Consider the following 22,128-nt stretch of genomic DNA (forward strand, 5'->3'; position numbering starts at 1 on the left):
CGTCGAGGAGGGCGGCGTGCGCCACGATGAGCGGGATGTACGCGCCGGTAACGGGTCTCCGGCGCCCGCCACCAGGAGGTAACCGATGACCGCCGCTCCCCAGCCGGAGACGCTCGCCGCGTTCGAGGCGGCGAAGGGTTTCATGCCCGTGGACGAGGGGCTGGCGCTGTACGCGGCGGCCGCCGAGGCGGGCGCGCTCGGGCTGCCGCTGATCGAGATCGGCACGTACTGCGGGCGCTCCACGCTGCTGCTGGCCGACGCGGCGCGGGCGGCCGGGGTCGTCGCGGTCACCGTGGACCACCACCGCGGCAGCGAGGAGCAGCAGCCGGGCTGGGACTACCACGACCCGGAGGTCGTCGACCCGGTCGTCGGGCGGATGGACACGCTGCCCGCCTTCCGCCGGACACTGCACGCGGCCGGGCTGGAGGAGCACGTCCTCGCGCTCGTCGGGCGGTCCCCGCAGGCCGCGGCCCTCTGGCGGGCCCCGGCGGGCCTGGTCTTCATCGACGGCGGCCACACCGACGAGCACGCCACGGCGGACTACGAGGGCTGGGCGCCGCACGTGGCGCCGGGCGGCCTGCTGGTGATCCACGACGTGTTCCCCGACCCGGTGGACGAGTGGACGGGCCAGGCTCCGTACCGCATCTACCTGCGCGCGCTGGAGTCCGGCGCCTTCACGGAGGTCTCGGCGCACCGGTCGCTGCGCGTCCTGCGGCGGACGGGCGACGGCATCTGAGGGACGGCCGGCCAAAAGAGCGAGGCGGACGGGACCGATCGGGCCCGGTGCCGGACGCGCCACGGGCAGGAGCGCCGGCTTCCGGCCGGCTGACGTTACGATCGCGCTGTGTCGAACGGCAGTACTCCCCCCACGTCCCGCCGCTACGCCCGCACCTTCTTCCTGGTGCCGGCCGTACTGGCCGCCCTGGGCTGCGCCGGCTGCGGCGCCACCGGCGGCGGTACGGCGTCCGAGGGCAGGCCGGGCCCGGACCGGCCCGCCGCTGCGGGCCAGCACTCCCCCGGCTCACGGCCGGACGACGACGGCACGGCACACAAGGACGGCAAGGCGCAGAAGGACGGCAAGGACGCGGGCCGGGAGCGCGGTCCGGCGGCCGGCGGCGGCCCGCTCAAGGGCAAGGTCGTGGTGATCGACCCCGGCCACAACCCCACCAACCGCGACCACACGGCGGAGATCGCGCGCCAGGTCGATGTCGGCAACGCCCGCAAGGAGTGCGACACGACCGGCACCTCCACCAACGCCGGATACGCGGAGGCGTCCTTCACCCTCGACGTGGCGCGCCGCGCCCGCACACTGCTGCGGAAGGAAGGCGTGCGGGTCGTCTTCACCCAGGACGGCGACCGTCCGTACGGGCCGTGCGTGGACGAGCGCGCCGAGATCGGCAACAAGGCCCACGCGGATGCCGCGATCTCGATCCACGCGGACGGCGCCGGGGCCGGGAACCGCGGCTTCCACGTGATCCGGCCCGGTGCGGTGCACGCCGGCGGCGCGGACACCCGGAAGATCACCGGTCCGTCGCGCGACCTCGCCGACCATGTCGTGGGCCGCTTCGTCGCGGCGACCGGCAGCGCACCGGCCAACTACATCGGTAACGGCAAGGGCCTGGACACCCGTACCGACCTCGGCGGGCTCAACCTCTCCCGGGTGCCGAAAGTCTTCCTGGAGTGCGGCAACATGCGCGACGCGCAGGACGCGGCGCGCCTGACCGACCCCGCGTGGCGCCAGAAGGCGGCCGCCGGCATCGCCGAGGGCATCACCGGTTTCCTGCGCCGCTGACGGCCGGCCGGCGCCACCGGCACCCACGCGAACCGGCCCGTCGGGCGCCCGGAGCCCCTCATAAGGGGACGAGACGACCCAGCGGATGGGGCGGTAGGTTCCCCCTTACGATGGGGCCACCCCCGCGCCTCGCGCCGTGCGCAATCGGCGACAGCACGACCCATGACGAAAAACGGCAAAGGATTCCTTACGTGAACATCCGATCCCTCACACGAGGCGACGGCGTGGTGATCGGAGCAGCGGTGTTGCTGTTCATCGCCTCGTTCCTCGATTTCACCGGCAGCCCCGACTGCTCCGGCGAGATGGCCAAGTACTGCGCCGCCGCCGAGAGCTCGAACGCCTGGGACTCGCTCGCCACCGTCATGAGCATCTACCTGGCCGGTGTCATCGCTGCCGTGCTCATCATCGTGAGCCGCGCGCTGCCGCAGCCGCGCAAGGTCGCCGGTCTGGACCTCGGACAGTTCGGTGTCGCGCTCAGCATCTTCGCGGCCTGGACGGCGTTCTGGACGATCATCAGCGTCGGCAGCGCGGGCCCCGGCATCATCATCGGCCTCATCGCCGCGCTGATCCTGGCCGCCGCCGCCCTCGCCTCGCCGCTCGTCCCCGCGCTGCAGGCCAAGCTCATCACCGCCCCCGCCGCCTCGCCGTCCCCGTACAACACCGGCGTGAACGCCGGGTACGGCTACCCGGGCGCGCAGCAGCAGGTGCCGGGCCAGGGCTACGGCTACCCGGGCGGCCCGCAGCAGGGCGGCCAGCCCTCGTACGGCGGCCAGCCCCAGCAGACGCAGGGCGGCCAGGCCGGCCAGCCCGCGCCCGCCGCGACCGACCAGCAGACCGGTGCGCCGGCCGCCGAATTCGCGCCGTTCTGGTTCGCGGTTCCGGTCGCCCGCCCGCTGTACGGCGAGGACGGCAGCCCGACGCCGATCGCCGAACTGGCCCCCGGCACCTGGTACCTCGCGGTCGAGCAGCGCGGCCAGGCGCTGATCGCGCAGACCCAGGACGGCCGCCGCGGCGTCCTGCAGGACACCACCGGCATCCAGCGCGGCTGATTCCGCGCGCCGACGGTCTCGCACGGCCCCGTACCCACCGTTCGTGGGTGCGGGGCCGTTGCCATGGCCGCACCCGCCTCGTACAGTCGCCGCACGATATTCTGACGGTACGTCAGGAAGGATCGGTATGCGGCTCGGCCTGGCGCTCGGCTACTGGGGACGGGGCCCGGACCCCCGCCATCTCGACCTCGCCCGTGAGGCGGAACGGCTCGGCTACGCCTCCGTGTGGACGGCGGAGTCCTGGGGATCGGACGCGTTCACCGCACTGACCTGGATCGCAGCGCACACCACACGCATCGAACTGGGCACCGGCATCGCGCAGATGGCGGCCCGTGCCCCCACCGCCACCGCGATGCACGCGCTCACCCTGGACCACCTCAGCGGCGGGCGGATGCTGCTCGGGCTGGGGCTGTCCGGGCCGCAGGTGGTCGAGGGCTGGTACGGCAGGCCGTTCCCCAAGAGCCCGCTCACAGCGACCCGCGAGTACGTCGACGTGGTACGCCAAGTGCTGCGCCGCGAGGGGCCGGTGGCGCTGGACGGGCGGTTCCACACCCACCCGTACCGCGGCCCGGACGGCACCGGGCTCGGCAAGCCGCTCAAGCCGATCACCCATCCGCTCCGCGCCGATCTGCCCGTCCTCCTCGCCGCCGAGGGCCCGAAGAACATCGCCCAGACCTGCCGCATCGCGGACGGCTGGCTGCCGCTGTACTGGTCACCGCAGCGCACGGAGGTGTACACGGCCTCCCTCGCCGACGCACCGGAGTCCTTCCGCATCGCGCCCATGGCGCGGGCCGTGGTCTGTGACGACGTCGGCGAGGGGCTGCTGCCGGTCAAGGCGATGCTGGGCTTCTACATCGGCGGCATGGGGCCGAACAAAGGGCGCACGGAGCACTCCACCAGGGGCGGTGGTCGGGCGACGGGTGGGCGGAACTTCCACGCGGATCTGATGGCGCGCATGGGGTACGAGGAGGAGGCCCGGCGGATCCAGGACCTCTTCCGGGAGGGGCGGCGGGAGGACGCCGTGCGCGCCGTCCCCGACGCCTTCGCCGACGAGATCTCCCTCGTCGGGCCGCGTGAACGCATCGCCGAGCGGCTGGAGCTGTGGCGCGCGGGCCCGGTCACCGACCTCCTGGTCATGGCCCCGGACCCGCACACCCTGCGCGTACTCGCCGAGCTCAACTCCTAGGCGCTCGCCGCCCGGACGGTCGGCGGCTAGCCGAAGCTCACCATGCCGAGCCACTCGTCGAACAGGCCGCGGTCCCCCTCGACGGTGACCGCCGGGGTGTCGTGCGGCAGGCGCCGGTAGAAGACCAGCAGGACGTCCGTCAGCGGGCCGCTGAGCGTGACGGCGGCCTGCTCGTCCGCGCCGGCCCGCCGCCAGTCGAGCCGGTCACCGGTCAGGTCGATGATCCAACGTGTGCCGGCCGGGCCGATGTCCGTGGCATGCAGGCAGACCGTGCGTCCCGGGCCCAGCAGCTGCACGAGGTCCGGCCGCCGCGCCAGGACCTGCGGGGAGGTGCCGATCTCCAGCCACTCCTCCATCGTGTCCGCGGCGACGTCCGGCGCGAGCCCGTACCCGGCGCCCGCCGCGATCGCCGCGTCCGCACGGTGGATCACGATCTCGTGCGTGGCGCGCCGCGCCCAGAACGCCGCGGTCTGCTCGTCCACCCAGGTCCACACCCGGGTGTCGGGGCCGGCGTCCCGCAGCGCCGCGGCCGCCAGCTCAGCGCTCTCGCCCAGCCAGGCCTCCAGCGCGGCCGGGTCCCCGTCCCCCGGCCCCTGGAAATCCGGTACGTCCTCGTCGGGGACGACGTCCCGCGCGCGGGTCCGCACGGTCGTCCCCATCCAGCGGAGCGCTCCGCCGAGGTGCCGGGTCAGCTCGCCGATCGTCCATTCCGGGCAGGTGGGAACCGTCGCCTTCAGGTCCGCCCCCCGCAGTGCTTCCCGGAACAGTCCGGTCTGCACCAGAATCTCTTCGCAGTACCTCTCGTGCCCAAGGCGTGTCATACCCGCACGCTAGTGCGTTTCTGGGGCTCTCGCCCCGGAATTTCGGGACGGGCGATCAACGGCAGCAGTCGGGCTCCAGCCCCGCCGGGAGGCGCTCGCCGCCGAAGACGGCCGTGGTGGCCTCGTCGCCGCCGAGCGCCGCCACCGCCAGCAGCAGGGAGCCTGCCGTCCACGACGTCAGCTCGCGCGGCCAGATCGCGTCGTCGTCGAAGACGTAGCCGGTCCAGTACATGCCGTCCTCGGCACGCAGGTGCTGGATCGAGCGGAGGATCTCCACGGCCCGGTCGGACTCACCCATCGCCCAGAGAGCCAGCGCCAGTTCGGCGCTCTCGCCGCCGGTGACCCAGGGGTTGGGCAGTACGCAGCGGACGCCCAGGCCCGGCACGACGAAGTCGTCCCACTGCGCCTCGATGCGCTCCTTGGCCGCCTGGCCGCGCAGCGCGCCGCCGAGCACCGGGTAGTACCAGTCCATCGAGTAGCGGGACTTGTCGAGGAACCGCTCGGGGTGGTGCCGGATGGCGTGGCCCAGCCGGCCGGCCGCCAGCTCCCAGTCCGGCTGCGGTTCGCCGCGCAGGTCGGCCATGGCCAGGGCGCAGCGCAGCGCCTGGTGGACGGAGGAGGAACCGGTCAGCAGCGCGTCGTTGACGGGCGTGCCGTCGTCCTCGCGCTTCCAGCCGATCTCGCCGCCGGGCTGCTGGAGGGCGAGGACGAACTCGACGGCCGCGTACACCGCCGGCCACATGCGGTCCAGGAAGGTGTCGTCGCCCGTGGAGAGGTAGTGGTGCCAGACGCCGACGGCGAGGTACGCGCAGAAGTTGGTCTCCCGGCCCCGGTCGGTGGGCCGCTCCGCGTCCCCGTCGGCGTACGCGGCGTACCAGGAGCCGTCGGGCAGCTGATGATCGGCCAGCCACTGGTAGGCGGCCTCGGCGCGGGCGTGCTCGCCGGCCGCGTCCAGCGCCATCGCTGCCTCGGTGTGGTCCCAGGGGTCGAGGTGGTGGCCCCGGAACCACGGGATGGCGCCGTCCGCGCGCTGGGCCGCGAGGATGCCGGCGACGGTGCGGGCTGCCTGCCCAGCGGTGAGCACTCCGGGCAGGACGAGTCGTTCGGTGCGCCCGGGGCTCGTCACAGGGCGGCTCGCGCGGCCTCGTCGTGCAGCCCGGCAGCGGCCTTCGGCTCGTGCGGCTTGGTGGCGTACGCGACGAAGCTCTTGCCGATGAGCGGGTTCAGCGCGTTCTCGGCGAGCCGCGTGGCCAGCGGCTTCTTCATGATGTCCCAGACCAGGAGCTTGTGGTACGCCTTGACCGGCAGCGCCTTGTCGTTGTCCACGCCGAACGCGCACTTGAGCCACCAGTAGGGGCTGTGCAGCGCGTGTGCGTGGTGCGAGCCGTACGGGCGCAGCCCCGCCTCACGCATCTTGCCGAGCAGTTCGTCGGCCTTGTAGATGCGGATGTGGCCGCCCTCGACCTCGTGGTACGCGTCGCTGAGCGCCCAGCAGACCTTCTCGGGGCCGTAGCGGGGCACGGTGACGGCGATCCGGCCGCCGGGCTTGAGGACCCGGACCATCTCGGCGAGCACGCCCTTGTCGTCCGGGATGTGCTCCATGACCTCGGAGATGATCACGACGTCGAAGGAGTCGTCGGGGAAGGGCAGCGCGAGCGCGTCGCCCTCCATGGCGGTCGCCGTGGCGCCGGCCGGGGCCTCGCCGGCCTCCTCCATCGCCGCGAACCACTTGGCGACCTCGCGGATCTCCTCGGCGTTCTGGTCGAGCGCGACGACCTGCGCGCCGCGCCGGTAGCACTCGAAGGCGTGCCGGCCCGCGCCGCAGCCCAGATCGAGCACGCGGTCGCCCGGTGCGAGCGGGAATCGGGAAAAGTCGACGGTCAGCACGGCCTCTCAGCTTTCGTCCTGGGGAGGCCCCGGCCGCACGGGGACGGCGGGGACGGTATGGCGGTCACGGCGGTCTCGGCGGACAGAGGTGCGGGGGCCGTACTAGGCGCGCGCGGCGGGCTCGGCGGCCGGCACGGCGGTGGGACGGGCGGCCTGCGGCCGGTGTGCCGCCTGCCGGGCGATGGCCTCGCGGTAGCGCTCGGCGGTGCCGATGGCCGCCTGCCGCCAGGTGAACCGGGCGAGCACCCGCTCGCGCCCCGCGGCGCCGAGCCGGCGGCGCAGGTCCGCGTCGCCCAGCAGCCGGTTCAGGCCCGTGGCGAGCGCGCCCGCGTCGCCCGGCGGCACGGCGAGACAGGTCTCGCCGTCGGGCCCGGCGACCTCGGGGATGGCGCCGCCGGTGGTGGCCAGCAGCGGCGTGCCGGTGGCCATGGCCTCGGCGGCCGGCAGCGAGAAGCCTTCGTAGAGCGAGGGCACGCAGGCGACCTGGGCGCCGCGCACCAGGTCCACCAGCTCGGCGTCGCTGATGCCCTTGACGAACTCGATGGCGTCACCGAGCCCGTACCGCTCGATGGCCGCGGCGACCGGGCCGTCGTCGGCGCGCTTGCCGACCACCACCAGGTGCGCCGCCGGGTTCTCGGTGCGGACCTTGGCGAGCGCCTCGACCAGGTGGATCAGGCCCTTGAGCGGTACGTCGGCGCTGGAGGTGGTGACGATGCGGCCCGGCACCTCGGGGACCGACGGGTCGGGCGAGAAGAGATCGGTGTCCGCGCCGATGTGCACGACGTGGATGCGGTCCTGACGGACGCCCAGGTGGTCGGTGATCTCCTGGCGGGAGGAGCCGGAGACGGTGAGGACCGAGGGCAGCCGGCGGGCGACCCGCTTCTGCATGCGGGTGAAGCCGTACCAGCGGCGGACCGAGGCGCGCCGGCGCCAGCCGTCCGCGGCATCCAGGTCCAGCTGCCGGTCGACGGTGATGGGGTGGTGGATCGTGGTGACCAGCGGCGCGCCGAGGTCGCCGAGCAGGCCGTAGCCGAGCGTCTGGTTGTCGTGGATCACGTCGAAGTCGCCGCGGCGCGCGGCGAGATGGCGGCGCGCCCGCAGGGAGAAGGTGAGCGGCTCGGGGAAGCCGCCGGTCCACATCGTGCCCACTTCGAGGGCGTCGACCCAGTCCCGGTACTCGTCGCGTCTCGGCGTGCGGAAGGGGTCCGGCTGCCGGTAGAGGTCCAGGCTGGGCAGCTCGGTCAGCGGTACCCCGGCGTCGAGGACGGGGTAGGGCTGGGCGCCGATGACCTCGACGGAGTGGCCGAGCCCGGCGAGTTCGCGGGAGAGGTGGCGAACGTAGACGCCCTGGCCGCCGCAGAACGGATTCCCTTTGTACGTGAGCAGGGCGATCCGAAGGGGGCGGTCGCCGGTGGCCTCGGCGGGGCGAGCGGCGGCTGCCTGGACGGCCTCAGCGGACACTCTCGGCCCCTCTCTCACTGGACTTTCGCCGGAGCGTAACCGCTGGCGCTAATCTAGAACAAGTTACAGAACGGATCGGTTACCGACGAGTTCACCTAGCTCGAATCTACCGGGCGGTGAACCGACGAAAAGGGCCGCACCAGGTGATTCGCGCCACGACCCACCCCCTGCCATGCTGACCCGATCAGCAGCTCGACGTACCCCGGAGCACGGACGGACCGCCACGGAATGGGACACATGACTTCCGAACCCCAGTCGGCGCTTCCCGCCAGCCCCGCCCTGACCGAGCGCCAGGAAGCGCGCCGCCGCCGCATCCTGCACGCCAGCGCGCAGCTGGCCGGGCGGGGCGGCTTCGACGCCGTGCAGATGCGCGAGGTCGCGGAGATGTCGAACGTCGCACTGGGCACGCTGTACCGCTACTTCCCCTCCAAGATCCATCTGCTGGTGGCGACCATGCAGGACCAGCTGCAGCACATGCACGCGACGTTGCGCAAACGCCCGCCGACGGAGAGTGACCCCGGGGCGCGGGTGGCCCAGACGCTGATGCGGGCCTTCCGCGCGATGCAGCGCGAGCCGCACCTCGCGGACGCCATGGTGCGCGCGCTCACCTTCGCCGACCGGTCGGTGAGCCCCGAGGTGGACACCGTCTCCCGGCTGACGACGGCGATCATCCTGGACGCCATGGGGCTGGATTCGGCCGCCACCCCCGAGCAGCTCTCGGCCGTACGAGTGATCGAACACACCTGGCACTCGGCACTGATCACCTGGCTGTCGGGGCGGGCTTCGATTGCGCAAGTGAAGATCGACATCGAGACGGTGTGCCGGCTCATCGAGCTGACGTCTTCCCAGCGCCCGGAATAGCCCTTTCTCTTCCGGTAATTCTCCTTTCGCTCCCCCGGCCACGCCCCCTCACGGCGTGCATACATGCGTAACGTCGTGCACCCGTGCGCCCCCTTGCCCCCTCTTGGCCTGATCTGCGGCCCCACAGCGCGCCCATTACAGGTATGAATTCGGGGTGGTTGACAAATATGCCGGTACACGGGGGTCTGGAGGGGGACTGCAGTGATCCGGGTGCTGCTGGTGCACGACGTCTGCCTGTTTCGATGGGCGTTGGCCGAGGTGCTCAGCAGGGAAAACGACATAGAGGTGGCGGTGTCCACGCCGGACGGCGCGGCGAGCCGGGTGCGCGCGTTGCAGCCGGACGTCTGCGTGGTCGATGTGGACTCCGCCGTGCCGATCGGACTGAATGCGTTGCGAAAGTTATCGGACAGCGGGGTCGCGCCAACGGCACATGCCGAAGGTAAAACTCCGAGAGAGGACTCCGGTTGGGGTGACGGTGCGTATCGAAGCGCCGACCCGCACCGGACGGGCCGGGGGGCGAGAACCACGGCCGGGACACACGGCGCCGTGGTGCCCGGCAGAGGGACGAACGGCTGGGGAGCCCCGGCGGGCACCACGCAGGTGGTGCAGGACGCGCACGGCGGCCGCACCCTCCCGGGGCACGGCACGACGGGCCGCGGCCCCATCGCGCACATCCCGCAGCAGGCCACCAGATGCCGCGAGCACCCCGCGCACGGCACGGCCGGCACCCCGCCCTGCGGCGCGGAGTGCGCGGCGGGCGGCGCGCGGGAGGGGGCGGACGCGCCGCGCCGGGGGCCCGCGCTGCTGGTACTGGGCTCCGCCGGCCGGCCGGGGCCGCTGCGCCGGGCATTCGAGGCGAACGCGCTCGGCTTTGTCGACAAGGAGGGCTCGCCCCGGCAGTTGACCGCGGGGATCCGGCAGGTCGCGGCGGGCCGGCGCTTCATCGACGGCTCGCTCGGCTTCGGCTTCCTCCAGGCCGCCGAAATGCCGCTCACCCAGCGGGAGCTGAGCGTGCTCTCGCTCGCGGCGGAGGGCGCCTCGGTCGCCGAGATCGCCGGCACGCTGCACCTGTCCAACGGCACGGTGCGCAACTACATGTCCGCGATCACCCGGAAGACCGGCGCCCGCAACAGGGTCGACGCCATCCGGATCTCCCAGGGGGAGGGCTGGCTGTGACCGGACCGCCGGACAACGGCCCGGGGCGCACCCCGCGCATTAGGCGGCCCGGGCCCGTCCGGCTCAGCGCACGAGCGCCGGCCGCGCGCCGTCGTCCGCCCACTCCCCCACGAGGTCGCGGTAGAGCCCGGAGCGCCGCAACAGATCGCGGTGGCGCCCGCACAGCGCGTACGTACCGTCCATCACCAGCACGCGGTCCGCGCGGAGCGCCGAGCTGATGCGGTGCGCCACGACGATCAGCGAGCCGCCCGGCCGGGCGGCGAAGGCCCGCTCCGCCCGGGCCTCCGTCGCCGCGTCCAGATGGCAGCCGGCCTCGTCGAGGATGGCGAGCGGGGCGGGCGCGAGATGGGCACGGGCGAGCGCGATCAGCTGCCGCTCGCCCGCGGAGAGCGTGCCGGGCGTGACCCGCGCACCGAACCCGCCCAGCCGCTGGACCAGTTCCGCGGCGCCCACCGCCACGGCCGAGGCCCGCAGCGCGGCGTCCGGCACGGCCTCGGGGCGCGGGCAGAGGTACAGCAGGTTCTCCTTGAGCGTCCCGGAGAACACGTAGGCCTGCTGCGGTACGAGAACGCGCCTGGACCCCGCGCCGTTCCCGCCCAGCCGGATCTCTCCCCGGTCGGGGACCAGCACCCCCGCGAGCAGCGCCGCGAGAGTCGACTTACCGATACCGCTCGGCCCGACGACGGCCAGGTGCCCGCCGACCGGCAGGGTCAGCTCCAGCCCCTGCACGACGGGCGTCGCATGCTCGCCGTACGCGAAGGACACCCCCCGCGCCGCCACCGCCAGCCCACTGGCGGCGGGCGGCGTCGCCCATGCGGGCAGGGGGGCGGGGACGTCGTCGGCAGCGTCGTCCGGCCCGGCTCCGGGGTGCGTGGCGTGCGCGGCGCCCAGGGAGTCGTCGGTCGCCCCGGCTTCGAAGGGGGCGGCCGTCGGGGCCCCGGGGAGGGCGGCCACTTCGTACCCGGAGAGGCCGGGCGTCCGGTGTCCGGACAGCCCGGCCGTCTCCTCGCCGGACGGCCGCGCCTCCGCGCCGGCAGGCCGCGTCGTCCCGCCGGACGGTTGCGCCGCCGCGCGCGCGGTGCGGTTGCCGGCCGTGAGGCCAGGTACGGGGATCCCGCCGGGCAGCGTCCGCCGCTTGGCCGGCAGCGCGTGCCGCGGCCGCTTGGCGTGCCGCGCCCCGCCGCGGGCTGCGGGACCGGCCGGCTGCTCGGCGGGCTGAGCCACCGGCCGTTGAGCGGCCGACGAGGGACCGGCCAACGGGCGGGGCACGGGCGACAGCCCGGCCGGCAGCTGGGAGGTCGACGCGGGGTCGATCCAGGGTTGGTGGGTCGGTGAGTGGGTGGGTGAGTGGGTGGGCGCGGAGAGGCCGGTCGGCGGTTGAGCGGCCGTGGGCGGAACGACGGCCGGTGGGACGGTCGGCCGGGGCGGGATGCCTAAGGACGGGGCGCTACCGGCCGCTGTGCCGGGGGCCGGGGCGCCCACGGCCGGGGGCGGCAGGGCCGGGGGTTCGGGGGCCGGCGGGAGGGCGAACCAGCGCTGCGTACCGGCACCGCCGGGGAGCGCGGGGCGCGCGACGACGGGGAGGCCGGGGCCGGCGGGGCCGGGCGGACGCGGAGCCGGAAGGGCACCGTTCGCCTCCGCCGCCTCCGTCGGTTCCGTCATCTCCATCGCCTGCGCCGCCCCGGCCGTCGCCGACTGGCCCGACGCGGCCGGGTCCGCGGAGTCCGGCGCCGTCGCGTTCGGTCCGGCCCCGGTCAGCCGGCGCAGTACGACGGCCAGCCGTGTACCGGACGTACCCAGCCCCAACAGCAGCGCGTGCAGCGCGGGCAGCATGGACTGCGCGAGGTAGGCCAGCGCGCCGACCAGCGCGCCCGGCGTCACGCCGTTGTCCAGCAGCCAGGGCGCCGTGACCAGCAGCAGGACCACCGGCAGCCGGCCGCCCACGCCGAGCGCGAGGGTGCGGCAGACGTTCCAGCGGGCGAGGGTGCGGGAGGCCCGCCACTCGGCGTCGAAGCGCTCCCCCGCCTCGCGCGCCACCCGCTCCTCCGCGCCGGCCGCCGTCACGTCGCGCAGGCCGCCGGCCGCCACGCCCACCGCGTGGACGATGGCCTCGTCGGCCGCCAGGTACGTCTCCTGGCCGCGCGTCATCGGGCGCAGCGTCACCATGAAGAGGCCGAGGCCGAGCACGAGGGGCGGCAGGACGACGAGCAGCAGTACCGGAGCGAGCGACACCAGGCCGATCAGCGCGCCGGCGGCGGTGAAGACGAAGCCGCGGGTCACCATGACCAGCCCGCCGAAGGTGTCGCGGGCGATCTCCACCTGGTGCGCGGCGCGGGACACCGCACCGTGGTCGGCCTCCCGCAGCGCGCGGGTGACGACCCGTCGGAGCAGTTCGTCGCGGAGCGGTTCGACCAGGTCGGCGACGGAACGGTAGACCCGGCCCGTACCGTACGAGCCGACCGCGACGGCCAGCGCGGCGGCGGCCAGCCAGCCGAGCCCGACCGTGAGCCGGCCGGCGAGGAAGCCGTCGTCGATGGCCCTGGCCAGCGCGAAGCCGAGCAGGAACGTCTGGGCCGCCTCGGCCACGGACCAGGCGGCCAGCCGCGCCACGACGGCCCGCCGCCGGCCCAGGAACCGCCGGGCTCCGTCCCGCAGCCGCATCCCGCCGCCCGTTCGTCGTCCCTCGCCGCGCACGCCGCTGTCGCTCCCGTTCCTGCCGGTCACTGCCGTCCGTACCTCTCCCGCCGCGGACCGCTCCTCCCGAGCACCCCGCACACCGTCCGCCGTCACTGGTCGCCCCGCCGTTCCACGGCCCACCGCTCCCCGAGCGCCACAACCCGCGCCGCGGTCATCTCGGCCCGCGCCCCGGGCCCGCTCCGCTGCGGCCCGGGGACCTGCCGGCCGGGCACTGCCGGACCGCTTGTCTGCGGGCCGTTGACCTGCGGGCCGTTGACCTGCGGACTGGGGGCCGCTGAACCGGGGGCCACAGCCGCGGGAGGCGCCGGGGGCGGCCCCTCCGACCCCGGAGTCGCCGGGCCGATGGGCTCTCGGCGGGGCGCCGTGGGGCGGCCCACCCGCGGGTCAGGGGACGCCGCGTGCGGAGGGACCGGGGTGGTCGGGGTAGTCGGGGTGACCGGGGTAGTCGGGGTGACCGGAGCAGCCGGGGTGACCGGACGCGGGGCCGCCGGACCGTACGAAGCCGCGGGGCCGGACGGGGGTACCGGATCGGACGGGGCCATCGGGCCGGAAGCCGTTGCGTCGGGGCCCTGGGCCGTCGCGCCGGGCCCGGAGCGCAGCGCCCGGCGTGGGGCCGGAGCCGGCCCGTCTCCCGAGGCCCGGGGGGCGGTCACCGGGGCGGACCGGGGATCCGGTACCGACGACTGCGGCTGCGACTGCGGCGCCTGCTGGGACTGCGCCCGCGGCCGTGTCTGCTGCTCGGTCTGGGCGAGCAGGTCTGCCAGGGCGCGGCGGCGGCGCTGGGTGACGGGCATGCCCTCCGGGATCGGTATGCCCTCCGGCACCGGCCACCCGCCCGGGACCGGCCTCCCTTCCGGCCCCGGGCTCCCCTCGGGTGCCTGCGCGGGGCCGTCCGCGGGCCCCTGGCCGTGGGCCCAGCTCGGGACGTTCGCGGCACCGGGCGACGACGGCGGCCACTGCGCCTCCACGGGCGTCGGCCCCTCCGACCGCGCGTCGGCCGGCCGCGCACCGGCGGGCCCCCCGATACGCCGGGCCCCCCGCCCCGGGAAGTCACCGCCCGCCGCGCCACCGCGCGGCGTGCCGGCGCCCGACGACGTTCCGCCCGGCGTACCCGGGCCGGACCCCTCCCCCTGGGCGGCCGCCGCGCCGTGGCCGATGGCTCGGCGCGGGCGGGGGCCGGGGGCGCCGGCCGGCGGCCTCCCCACCGCCGGGCCGCCCGCAGGGCGCTTCCGTACCGGCAGCCTGGCCGTCGTCCGGTCCTCCTCCGCCGCCCCGTCGCCCGCGACCGGTATCTGCCACCGGCGGGGCGCCGGCCCGCCCTCCTCCGCGAGCGGGGCCGGCTCGTCCTGCCCGAACAGGGCCCGGTAGCGCGGGTCCTCCCAGAGCACGGCGTGCGGCGCCAGCGCGCGGATGAAGCCCGCGTCGAGCCAGGCGACCAGGTCAGCGCGGGCGGCGGTGGCGGCCCGGTGCGCGATGATCAGACGGGTCCCGGCCCGCACGTCCCGCAGCAGCGCACGGCCGACGCGCAGTTCGGTGACCGTGTCGAGGCTGGAGGTCGCGTCGTCGAGGATCAGCAGCCGCTCGGCGTGCGCGAACGCGCGGGCCAGCCCCAACCGCTGGATCTCTCCGCCGGACAGCGGTACGTCGGCGCAGGGCGTGGCGTACCCCTCGGGCAGCCGCCGGATGAAGGAGGCCGCGCCCGCCGCGTGGGCCGCCGCCTCCACGTCGCCCGGCCCCGGCTCGTACACCCCGTACGCGATGGTGTCGTGCACCGTCCCGCCCAGCAGCGCGGGCCGTTCGAAGGCATAGCCGACGGAGCGCCGCAGCGCGTAGTGGCTGAGCCCGCGCAACGGCTCGCCGTCCAGCAGGACTTCGCCCGCGTCCGGTTCGATCAGCCGCCCGGCGACGGCGGCGAGGACGGACTTGCCGGTGCCTGAGCGGCCGACGACGGCCATCGTGCAGCCGCCCGGGACGGTCAGGTCGAGGCTGTCCAGGACGAGGTGGCCGGCCTTCCGTACGGTGATGCCGCGCAGTTCGAGGGCGCCCGCGCACGCCCGGGCGCCCTCCTCCCCGTCGGCGCCGGCCCCCGTACCCGGCTCCCCCGTGGCCTCCGACTCCCCGTACTCGATGGCCGGGAGGTCCTGGAGTTCCGTGAGGCGGCGGGCCGCGGCGCGGCTGTGGACCAGGCCGTTGAGGTGGCCGACGAGCGTGCCGACGCCGGCCGCGAGGACCGCGTACCGGGAGGCGGCGAGCAGGTCGCCGATGGTGAGGGCGCCGGCCAGCAGCCGCAGCCCGCCGACCGCGAGTACGGCGATCTGGAGCAGCGGGACCAGAGCGGCGGCCTGGGCGGTGGACCGGCCCTGCACCCGCCACATGCGGTGGCCCTGCCGGGAGAGGGCCGGCAGCGGCGCGAGGATGCGGCCGGCCTCGCGTTCGTGGCTGCCGGCGGCGGCGATGGTGCGGGCCCCGCCGATCGCCTCCAGCAGGCGCCCGGCGATGTCGCCCTGGATCCGCTGGTACTGCGCCACGCAGTCCCCCGTGTCGCGGACGAACGCGCGCATCAGCAGCGCCAGCAGCGGCAGTCCGAGGACGAAGGTGGCCGCGGTCCACGGGTCGAGCAGGGCCAGGGCCACCAGCGCGCCGACCGGGGTGAGCGCCATGGCCGCGGTGGCGGCGAGCGCGGTGGGCGCGGTGCCGGCCGTGGCGGCGTTGCCCACGACCCGTGCGACCAGGTCGCCGGTCTCGTGGCGCTCGGTGGCGGTGGGCCCGGCGGCCAGCACGCCGCGGAGCGCCCGGCGCCGCAGCCAGGCGGTGGCGCGCGCGTCCGTCGTACCGGTGAGCAGCCCGTCGAGCGCGCCGAGCAGCACGAGCAGCGCGGTGAGTCCGGCGCAGGCGAGCAGCCAGGCTTGTGCGGGGCGGCCGTCGAGCAGCAGGTCGAGGGTGTGGCCGAGGATGGCGGGGAGGGCGAGACCGACCGCGGCGCCGCAGGTGGTGAGCAGCAGGACTGCCGAGGCCCGGGGGGCGCTGTGGCGCAGTGCGCCGAGCAGCAGCCGGTCGGCGGGTTTGGCGGTCACGGTTCTTCCTCCCGGACGAGCTTTCGAGCTGACGATCAGTCGGAGCGCAAGGGCCGAGCTGTATGGAGCGAACGGGCTGAGCTGTACCTGACAGGGCGTTACGCAGACGTGGGCGGCGCTGCACAGGCGGTACGTAGGCAGTACGTAGGCAGTACGTAGGCAGTACGTAGGCAGTGGTACGTGGACGGTGCGTGCGGGGAAATGGTGTGCGTGCGGCTCGTGTGAGCCGCACGCACACCGGTCCGTACCGGGCCGGATCGGCTTGCCGGAGCAGGCCGGCCGACACGGGCGGCGGGCCGCGCCGTACCGGGCCGGACCTCACGGTCCGGTACGGGTACGGCCGCCTCCCGTGCTGTGGCCGGCCCGTATCACCTCACGGTCTCGGGCCGACAGGTTCCGGAACGAACCTGATCAGGGGCGGTGCGCCGGTCAGAGGCGCAACGCGTCCGGTTCGGGCAGCGGTGGCAGGAACGGCAGTTGCACCGGTTCCTCGTGCAGTGCCGAGCCGAGGGCGAGCAGGCAGCCGGCCGTGCCGGTGGACAGGTCCATCGACAGCCTCATCAACTGATCGCCGGGGAAGGCCAGTTCGCCTCGGTAGGGCATCGTGTACCAGCTCAGGTCGGCGATCTGCGACGCCAGCGCGGCCTCGACCTCGGGGTCGGGCGTCGTCGTGCGGGCCAGGTGCAGCACCATGCCTGCGCGCCCCCTGAAGAGGCCGGGCTGCGCGTAGAAGCGGGCCTGCGCGGCCGGCAGCATCGCCATCCGCGCCTCCTCGAACTCCGCGTCGGCGCGGTGCGTGAGGTAGTCGTCGAGGACCATCGCGATGCCCACCGACCCGGCGCCGAGGTACGGCATGGTGCGCCAGCCCTCGTCGACCAGCAGCGTGCCGCGCGCGTTGCGCACGCACCGGGCGAGGTCGCTGCGGAGCGCCTGCGCCGCGAGGTCGAGCAGCCCGGGGTCCCCGGTGCCTTCGTACAGGCGCAGGAAGAGCAGTGCGGGGCCGCTCGCGCCGCGCAGCAGTCCGGCCCGGTTCGCGCAGCTCTCCAGCCGGTCGGCGGCGTGCCCGGCCGCCTCCAGCGCCCGGTCGCGCAGTTCGCGTGCGCCGCGTTCGCGCGCCAGGTGGTCCAGGGTGAGGCCGATGCCGGCCAGGCCGCCGTACAGGTCGGGACCGAGGCGGTACCACTTCTCGGCGAGCACCCGCTCGATCAGCTCGTCGGCCCGTTCGCGGTGGCCGAGCCGGTCCAGTACGTAGGCGACGCCGGCGAGTCCGTCGTAGCACCCGAGGGGGGTGCCGAGGGGAGGCGGAGCGGTCTGCCGCAACAACCACTCCTCACCCTCCTCGAACCCCTCGGCACCCGTCTCGGAGAGCGCGTACAGGACACCGGCCGCCCCGTGGGCGATGCCGAGTCCGCCGCCGTCGGCGAACTGGGCGACGTCGCCGGGGAACAGGCGGTCCGTGCGCTCGGGCGTGGCCGAGGCGAGGATGCCCCGGGCCATGGATTCGCGGCTGCGCGGCCAGTCGGCCGGGTCGCAGACGTACGGTTCGCGGGTGTCGACCGCGACGAGGTGGCGGGCCTGCGCGGGGCGCCGGATCCGTGCCTTGACGGGCTGGGGCGCGCAGATGGTGCGCACGGCTTCCTCCAGGAACCCGGGCGGTACGCCGGGGAATTCGCGGGCGATCGTCTCGGCCAGGTCGGTCGCCTTGTCCCGCTCGATCGCCAGCAGCTCCGTCATCGGCAGGAAGAGCGCGAGGCGCAGGCAGGCCAGCGCGTACCGGTCGATGTCGTAGCCGGTGCGGTCGCGGGGGACGGCGAAGGCCGGGTGGGAGAGGGAGCGCCGGGCCGATTCGGCGACATCGGTGGCGGCCTCCAGGTCCAGCAGGGTGACGCTCAGTTCGTCGGGCGCGACCATGACGTTGAACAGGTGCAGGTCGTTGAGGACCAGGCCGCGGCGGTGCACCGCGGTGACGGCCTGCTCGACGGCGGCGTGCATGCCCACCGCCCACTCCGTGTAGGAGGTCAGCGCCGCCGGCTCGGGGTCGGCGGCGAGCAGCGGATGCCGCTCGGTGAGGCAGGCGTGCAGCGTCTTGCCCGGGACGTGGTCCACGACCAGGAAGCGGTGGTCGCCGACGGTGACCCAGTCGCGCACCTCCGGGGCCACGCCGAGGCCCGACAGCCGCCGCAGCGCGGCCCGTTCGCGCTCCAGGCGGATGACCGCGTCGGCCCCGTCGGCGGCGAGCCCGGCGTGCGGCCTGGCCTCCTTGAGGACCACCCGCTCGCCGGTGTCCCGGTCGCGGCCGAGGTAGACGCCGCCCCCGTTGGCGAAGCGCAGCGCCGATTCGACGGCGTACGGCAGGTCGGCGACGGTGGTGGCGTTGCGCGCCTTGAGGTGCGGGGCCAGGAAGTCCGGCAGCTCGGCCCACTCCGGCGGCCGGAAGGCAGGTTCGCAGCGGTCGGGGACCAGCCGGCCCTCGGCGTTCTCGATGGCGGGCACCAGCGCCCCGGTGCCGTCGACGCAGTGCCGCCGGGTGAAGGCGCCGTACCGCACGTACAGCGGGCCGTCGTGCCACCGCAGGTCGCTGAGGATGTACGGGCCCGGCTCGCCGTCCAGCAGCGAGCCCAGCTCCTCCAGAATGCGACGGCATTCCGCGACGTCCACCGGGTAAAGGGTGGCGAATTTGCCGCCGGCCGTCCGGTCCGCGTATTTGGAATTCCGCAGCCGCAGCGGGCGCGGGCCCGGCACGAACTTGAACGGCACGGAATGGGCGACGCAGTAGTCCCAGACCTTGGAGGCAATCTTCTCCGCATTGTCCGGGCAGGCCGACACATGTACCTTCCACCCCTGTGCCGGCCTGCCCGGACGCGGGTTCCCCTCGCTGTCCACGGGATTCACGTGGAGCCAGTCCCCGGAGAGGAAACAGCGCCACCCTTCGGGGACTGCGCGCTGCGCCGCTTCGTACACCGCACTGTCGTCGGCTGCGGCGTCCTCCCCGACGGACAAACGGTCCGGGGTTTCGTAGAAATACCTGCCGGCTAGGCAGTACACCTCGTACCGCTTGTCCATCGTCTCCCCCCTCGGCGGCGTGGAAAAGAGATTTCCACGTACGGAGAGGGGCGGACAGTCACAGACGTCATGAGGTCACCGTGAGGAACGCACGAGTAACCCTGAGTACGAACCAGCTGGTCGCACGGGTGTTCGTCTGGCCTTACTCCTCCGGCGGGAAGACAGCTTCCCCGGAGCCGGCCTCCGTAATCACGATCGCCTCGACGGGACAGCCCTCGGCCGCGGCCAGCACCGCCTCCCGGGCGTCCACCTCGTCCTTCACCGGGTGGGACTGGCGCGCGGAGTCCAGCCGGAACCCGTCCGGCGCGGTGCTCACGCACAGCCCCGAGCCGATGCAGACGCCGCGGTCCACCTCCACCTGCCACCGGGAACCCATGGCTCACGCCCCCGCCGGGAGATGGATCATCTTGTGCTCCAGATACTCGCCGTACCCCTCGGGCCCGAACTCCCGCCCGATACCGCTGTTCTTGTAGCCGCCGAACGGCCCGAGCATGTCGAGGCTGAAGGTGTTCACGGAGTACGTACCGGTGCGCACCCGACGCGCCACCTCGATGCCGCGCTCGACGTCCGCCGTCCACACCGAGCCCGACAGGCCGTAGTCGGAGTCGTCTGCGATCCGCACCGCCTCCGGCTCGTCCTCGTACGGGAGCAGGCAGATCACCGGGCCGAAGATCTCCTCGCGGGCGATGCGCATGCCGGGGGTGACGTCGCCGAAGAGAGTGGGCTCCACGTACCAGCCGGTCTCCTGGTCCGCCGGCCGGCCGCCGCCCGCGAGCACCTTGGCACCCTCCTGCTGCCCGGCCGCGATGTACTCCAGCGAGCGGCGCCGCTGCCGCTCGGCGACCAGCGGGCCGACCTCGGTGGCCGCGTCCAGCGGATCGCCGACCTTCAGCGCGGAGGCCGCGGCGGTGAACCGCTCGGCGATCTCGTCGTAGTGCGCGCGCGGCGCGAGGATGCGGGTCTGGGCCACGCAGGCCTGGCCGTTGATCATCCACGCGAAGGGCGTGATCCCGGCGACCGCGGCGTCCAGGTCGGCGTCCGGCAGGATCACCGCGGCCGACTTGCCGCCCAGCTCCAGCGTGACGCGGCTGAGGTTGCGGGCGGCCACCTCCATCACACGCTTGCCGGCCGCGACCGAGCCGGTGAAGGACACCTTGTCCACGCCCGGATGCCCGACCAGGTACTCGCTGACCTCCCGGTCGGCCGGAAGGATGGACAACACCCCTTCGGGCAGCCCGGCTTCGGTGGCGATCTCCGCGAGCAGATACGCGTCCAGCGGCGTCTCCGGCGACACCTTCAGCACCGCCGAACACCCGGCCAGCAGCGCGGGAGCGAGCTTGGCGGCGGCGGTGAACTGCGGGACGTTCCACGGCACCACGGCCGCGACCACACCGACCGGTTCCCGGCGGACCAGCAGCGGCCCGAGCACGCCCTGCCGCCGCTCCTCGTACGCACTACCGTCTCCCGGGGGACGCCCCCCGGAACCCCCGAAGTCGCGGGCGACCGTGATCGCCGCGTCCCAGACCATCATCGCGGCCAACGACTGCACCATGATCCCGGAGGTGTACGGGGTGCCGTTCTGCGCGCTGATGAGCCGCGCGAACTCCTCGCTGCGCACGGCGAACGCGTCCTTGATCCGCGTGACGACCGCGATCCGTTCCTCGAGCGGCGTGTTGGCCCACACCCCGGAGTCGAAGGACGCGCGCGCCGCCGCGACGGCACGGTCCACGTCCTCCCGGGAGGCGTGCGGCACCCGGCCGATGACCTGCTCGGTGTGCGGGGAGACGACCTCGATGGTGTCCCGGCCGGCCGGATCGACCAGCTCACCACCTATGTAGAGCTGTCCGTGCTCGATCGGGCCAGTCATCGATCCAGTCATCGATTCCGCCTCCTGCGGGCCGCCGTTACCTGTCGCGTCACCGGAAAAGTGATCTGACGCACCATCAGAACTGATACCAGTTCTAGTTAAACTAAGCCAGGCTCCGAACGGAATAGGGCCCCACCAGCGGTTTTGCCGCTGGCGGGGCCCCTCCCTATGCCGCCTGGGCCGTCTCTGGGCCGTCGTGTCCTTCGCCGGCCGCCCGGTACATGCCGTCGACCGCCTTCCGCGTGCGGCTCTCACTGCTCGGCATGAGGTGCGTGTACACGCGCAGCGTGAAGCCCGGGTCCGCATGCCCCAGGTATCCGCTCAGAGCCTTGATGTTCTCCCCCGCGTCGAGCAACACCGAGGCGTAGAAGTGCCTGAGTGCGTGCATGCCGCCCTCCCTTGACTGCTCCACTCGCTCACCGGGCGCGGGCTCAGGAAGCACCCCTGCGGTCACCAGGGCTGCCTTCCAGGCGGAGACGTTGAAGTAGTGACGCCCCACCGCCTTGCCCTCCGCCGTCGTGAAGATGAGCCTCTTGGTCACCTTCGGCCCCTCCGGGTCGAGCCAGGGCAGGGTGACGTCCTCCGGCGGGAAGCGCTTCATGTGCTCCGCGAGGGCACGCCCCACCTGCTCCGGCAGAGGCACGTCACGGACCTTGCCCCGCTTCGGCGGAGCGAACACCGCGCATTGCACGACCTGCAGAGGGCACCGCGAACGACGCCCGCGTCATGGCAGTGGTCTATTGCGAAAATGCCCGATTCAAATCCGGATTCAGTTGACTGGCAGATCATGCACGCTTGTATGGCGCGAATGGCGCGGGCTTGCTCCAGCGCCAACCCGCACATGCTCCCTGCGAGCTGTGCTGCTTCAGCTTCCAAGCGGCAGGCATCTCCGCAGTAGCGCACAGCTCCTCTGGATGCGTACACCGCACCACACATCCCACAAGTCTTCTTTGCCATGAGAACCCCCGTATGCATCTTACGTTCGGCTACGGGCCCTGAGCGTGGCGTTGGGCCGCAGGCCATCTTCCCGGACCTTCCGGACCGTCCCTGGGCCGTCCAGCGCTGGCCCCGGACGGCCCCGGCCGCCCACCAACGACCGCCACCAGCGGTCGGCCGTCAGCTCACCTGTCGCCCACCGCGTGTTCCGCAAGCCCCGCCGTCGACCGGGCTTGAGCGGCAGATTTCAAGAGCGCT

Annotated in this window: 16 protein-coding genes and 1 pseudogene; 6 read left to right on the forward strand and 11 right to left on the reverse strand. The window is 73.9% G+C overall.

Annotation, left to right across the window (positions count from 1 at the left end; translation table 11 throughout):
• The first annotated feature begins 85 nt into the window (after positions 1-85).
• The 4 genes from ACIGQF_RS12275 to ACIGQF_RS12290 all read left to right on the forward strand — a co-directional run bounded on the left by ACIGQF_RS12275 (position 86) and on the right by ACIGQF_RS12290 (position 4,027).
• Complete coding sequence (locus tag ACIGQF_RS12275) at positions 86-736, forward strand: class I SAM-dependent methyltransferase (RefSeq protein WP_399708468.1); 651 nt, start codon at positions 86-88, stop codon at positions 734-736.
• A 108-nt stretch (positions 737-844) separates the two neighbouring features.
• Positions 845-1,792 (forward strand): N-acetylmuramoyl-L-alanine amidase, encoded by a 948-nt coding sequence (locus ACIGQF_RS12280; RefSeq protein ID WP_399708471.1) that lies wholly within the window; start codon positions 845-847, stop codon positions 1,790-1,792.
• Positions 1,793-1,983: 191 nt separating this feature from the next.
• On the forward strand, positions 1,984-2,841 hold the full coding sequence (locus tag ACIGQF_RS12285) for a hypothetical protein (RefSeq protein ID WP_399708472.1): 858 nt from the start codon (positions 1,984-1,986) through the stop codon (positions 2,839-2,841).
• Between the two features lie 127 nt (positions 2,842-2,968).
• The gene (locus tag ACIGQF_RS12290; protein WP_399708474.1) at positions 2,969-4,027 is read left to right on the forward strand and encodes an LLM class F420-dependent oxidoreductase; all 1,059 of its coding nucleotides are present in this window, start codon (positions 2,969-2,971) and stop codon (positions 4,025-4,027) included.
• Between the two features lie 26 nt (positions 4,028-4,053).
• Here ACIGQF_RS12290 and ACIGQF_RS12295 read toward each other — a convergent pair whose 3' ends face one another.
• The 4 genes from ACIGQF_RS12295 to ACIGQF_RS12310 all read right to left on the reverse strand — a co-directional run bounded on the left by ACIGQF_RS12295 (position 4,054) and on the right by ACIGQF_RS12310 (position 8,196).
• A complete protein-coding gene (locus ACIGQF_RS12295) occupies positions 4,054-4,848 on the reverse strand; it encodes a maleylpyruvate isomerase N-terminal domain-containing protein (RefSeq protein ID WP_399708476.1) in 795 nt (264 codons plus the stop codon).
• 55 nt (positions 4,849-4,903) lie between these two features.
• Entirely contained in the window at positions 4,904-5,974 is a 1,071-nt protein-coding gene (locus tag ACIGQF_RS12300; RefSeq protein WP_399708479.1) for a prenyltransferase, read from the reverse strand.
• Positions 5,971-6,735: a class I SAM-dependent methyltransferase gene (locus ACIGQF_RS12305; protein ID WP_399708481.1), complete on the reverse strand. Its 765-nt coding sequence runs from the start codon at positions 6,733-6,735 to the stop codon at positions 5,971-5,973. Before ACIGQF_RS12305 ends, ACIGQF_RS12300 begins: the two co-directional genes overlap by 4 nt.
• A 102-nt stretch (positions 6,736-6,837) precedes the next feature.
• Entirely contained in the window at positions 6,838-8,196 is a 1,359-nt protein-coding gene (locus tag ACIGQF_RS12310) for a glycosyltransferase family 4 protein (protein WP_399708484.1), read from the reverse strand.
• Between the two features lie 237 nt (positions 8,197-8,433).
• Between ACIGQF_RS12310 and ACIGQF_RS12315 the strand changes: the two genes are divergently transcribed.
• Both ACIGQF_RS12315 and ACIGQF_RS12320 read left to right on the forward strand, forming a co-directional pair.
• Positions 8,434-9,057, forward strand: coding sequence for a TetR family transcriptional regulator (locus tag ACIGQF_RS12315; RefSeq protein ID WP_361556685.1), 624 nt, complete (start codon positions 8,434-8,436; stop codon positions 9,055-9,057).
• A 546-nt stretch (positions 9,058-9,603) separates the two neighbouring features.
• Positions 9,604-10,233 carry a DNA-binding response regulator gene (locus ACIGQF_RS12320; protein WP_399708487.1) on the forward strand — a complete coding sequence of 210 codons (630 nt, stop codon included), beginning with the start codon at positions 9,604-9,606 and terminating at the stop codon, positions 10,231-10,233.
• A gap of 63 nt (positions 10,234-10,296) precedes the next feature.
• Here ACIGQF_RS12320 and ACIGQF_RS12325 read toward each other — a convergent pair whose 3' ends face one another.
• The 7 genes and pseudogenes from ACIGQF_RS12325 to ACIGQF_RS12355 form a co-directional block, all read right to left on the reverse strand.
• Positions 10,297-12,894, reverse strand: a complete 2,598-nt coding sequence (locus ACIGQF_RS12325; RefSeq protein WP_399708672.1) for an ATP-binding cassette domain-containing protein — start codon at positions 12,892-12,894, stop codon at positions 10,297-10,299.
• A gap of 125 nt (positions 12,895-13,019) precedes the next feature.
• Complete coding sequence (locus ACIGQF_RS12330) at positions 13,020-16,004, reverse strand: ABC transporter transmembrane domain-containing protein (RefSeq protein WP_399708490.1); 2,985 nt, start codon at positions 16,002-16,004, stop codon at positions 13,020-13,022.
• Between the two features lie 429 nt (positions 16,005-16,433).
• Positions 16,434-19,067 carry a class III lanthionine synthetase LanKC gene (gene lanKC, locus ACIGQF_RS12335; RefSeq protein ID WP_399708493.1) on the reverse strand — a complete coding sequence of 878 codons (2,634 nt, stop codon included), beginning with the start codon at positions 19,065-19,067 and terminating at the stop codon, positions 16,434-16,436.
• Between the two features lie 142 nt (positions 19,068-19,209).
• Complete coding sequence (locus ACIGQF_RS12340) at positions 19,210-19,443, reverse strand: ferredoxin (protein WP_399708495.1); 234 nt, start codon at positions 19,441-19,443, stop codon at positions 19,210-19,212.
• Between the two features lie 3 nt (positions 19,444-19,446).
• Positions 19,447-20,934: an aldehyde dehydrogenase gene (locus ACIGQF_RS12345; protein ID WP_399708675.1), complete on the reverse strand. Its 1,488-nt coding sequence runs from the start codon at positions 20,932-20,934 to the stop codon at positions 19,447-19,449.
• A 166-nt stretch (positions 20,935-21,100) separates the two neighbouring features.
• Positions 21,101-21,613 (reverse strand): annotated as a pseudogene (locus ACIGQF_RS12350) (tyrosine-type recombinase/integrase); the annotation flags it as partial.
• Positions 21,532-21,957, reverse strand: coding sequence for an endonuclease domain-containing protein (locus tag ACIGQF_RS12355; RefSeq protein WP_399708497.1), 426 nt, complete (start codon positions 21,955-21,957; stop codon positions 21,532-21,534). The gene ACIGQF_RS12355 and the pseudogene ACIGQF_RS12350, both read right to left, overlap by 82 nt.
• Between the last annotated feature and the right edge of the window lie 171 nt (positions 21,958-22,128).

Origin of the sequence: Streptomyces sp. NPDC053560 (assembly GCF_044544605.1) — a bacterium.
In the GTDB taxonomy this organism is placed as follows: domain Bacteria; phylum Actinomycetota; class Actinomycetes; order Streptomycetales; family Streptomycetaceae; genus Streptomyces.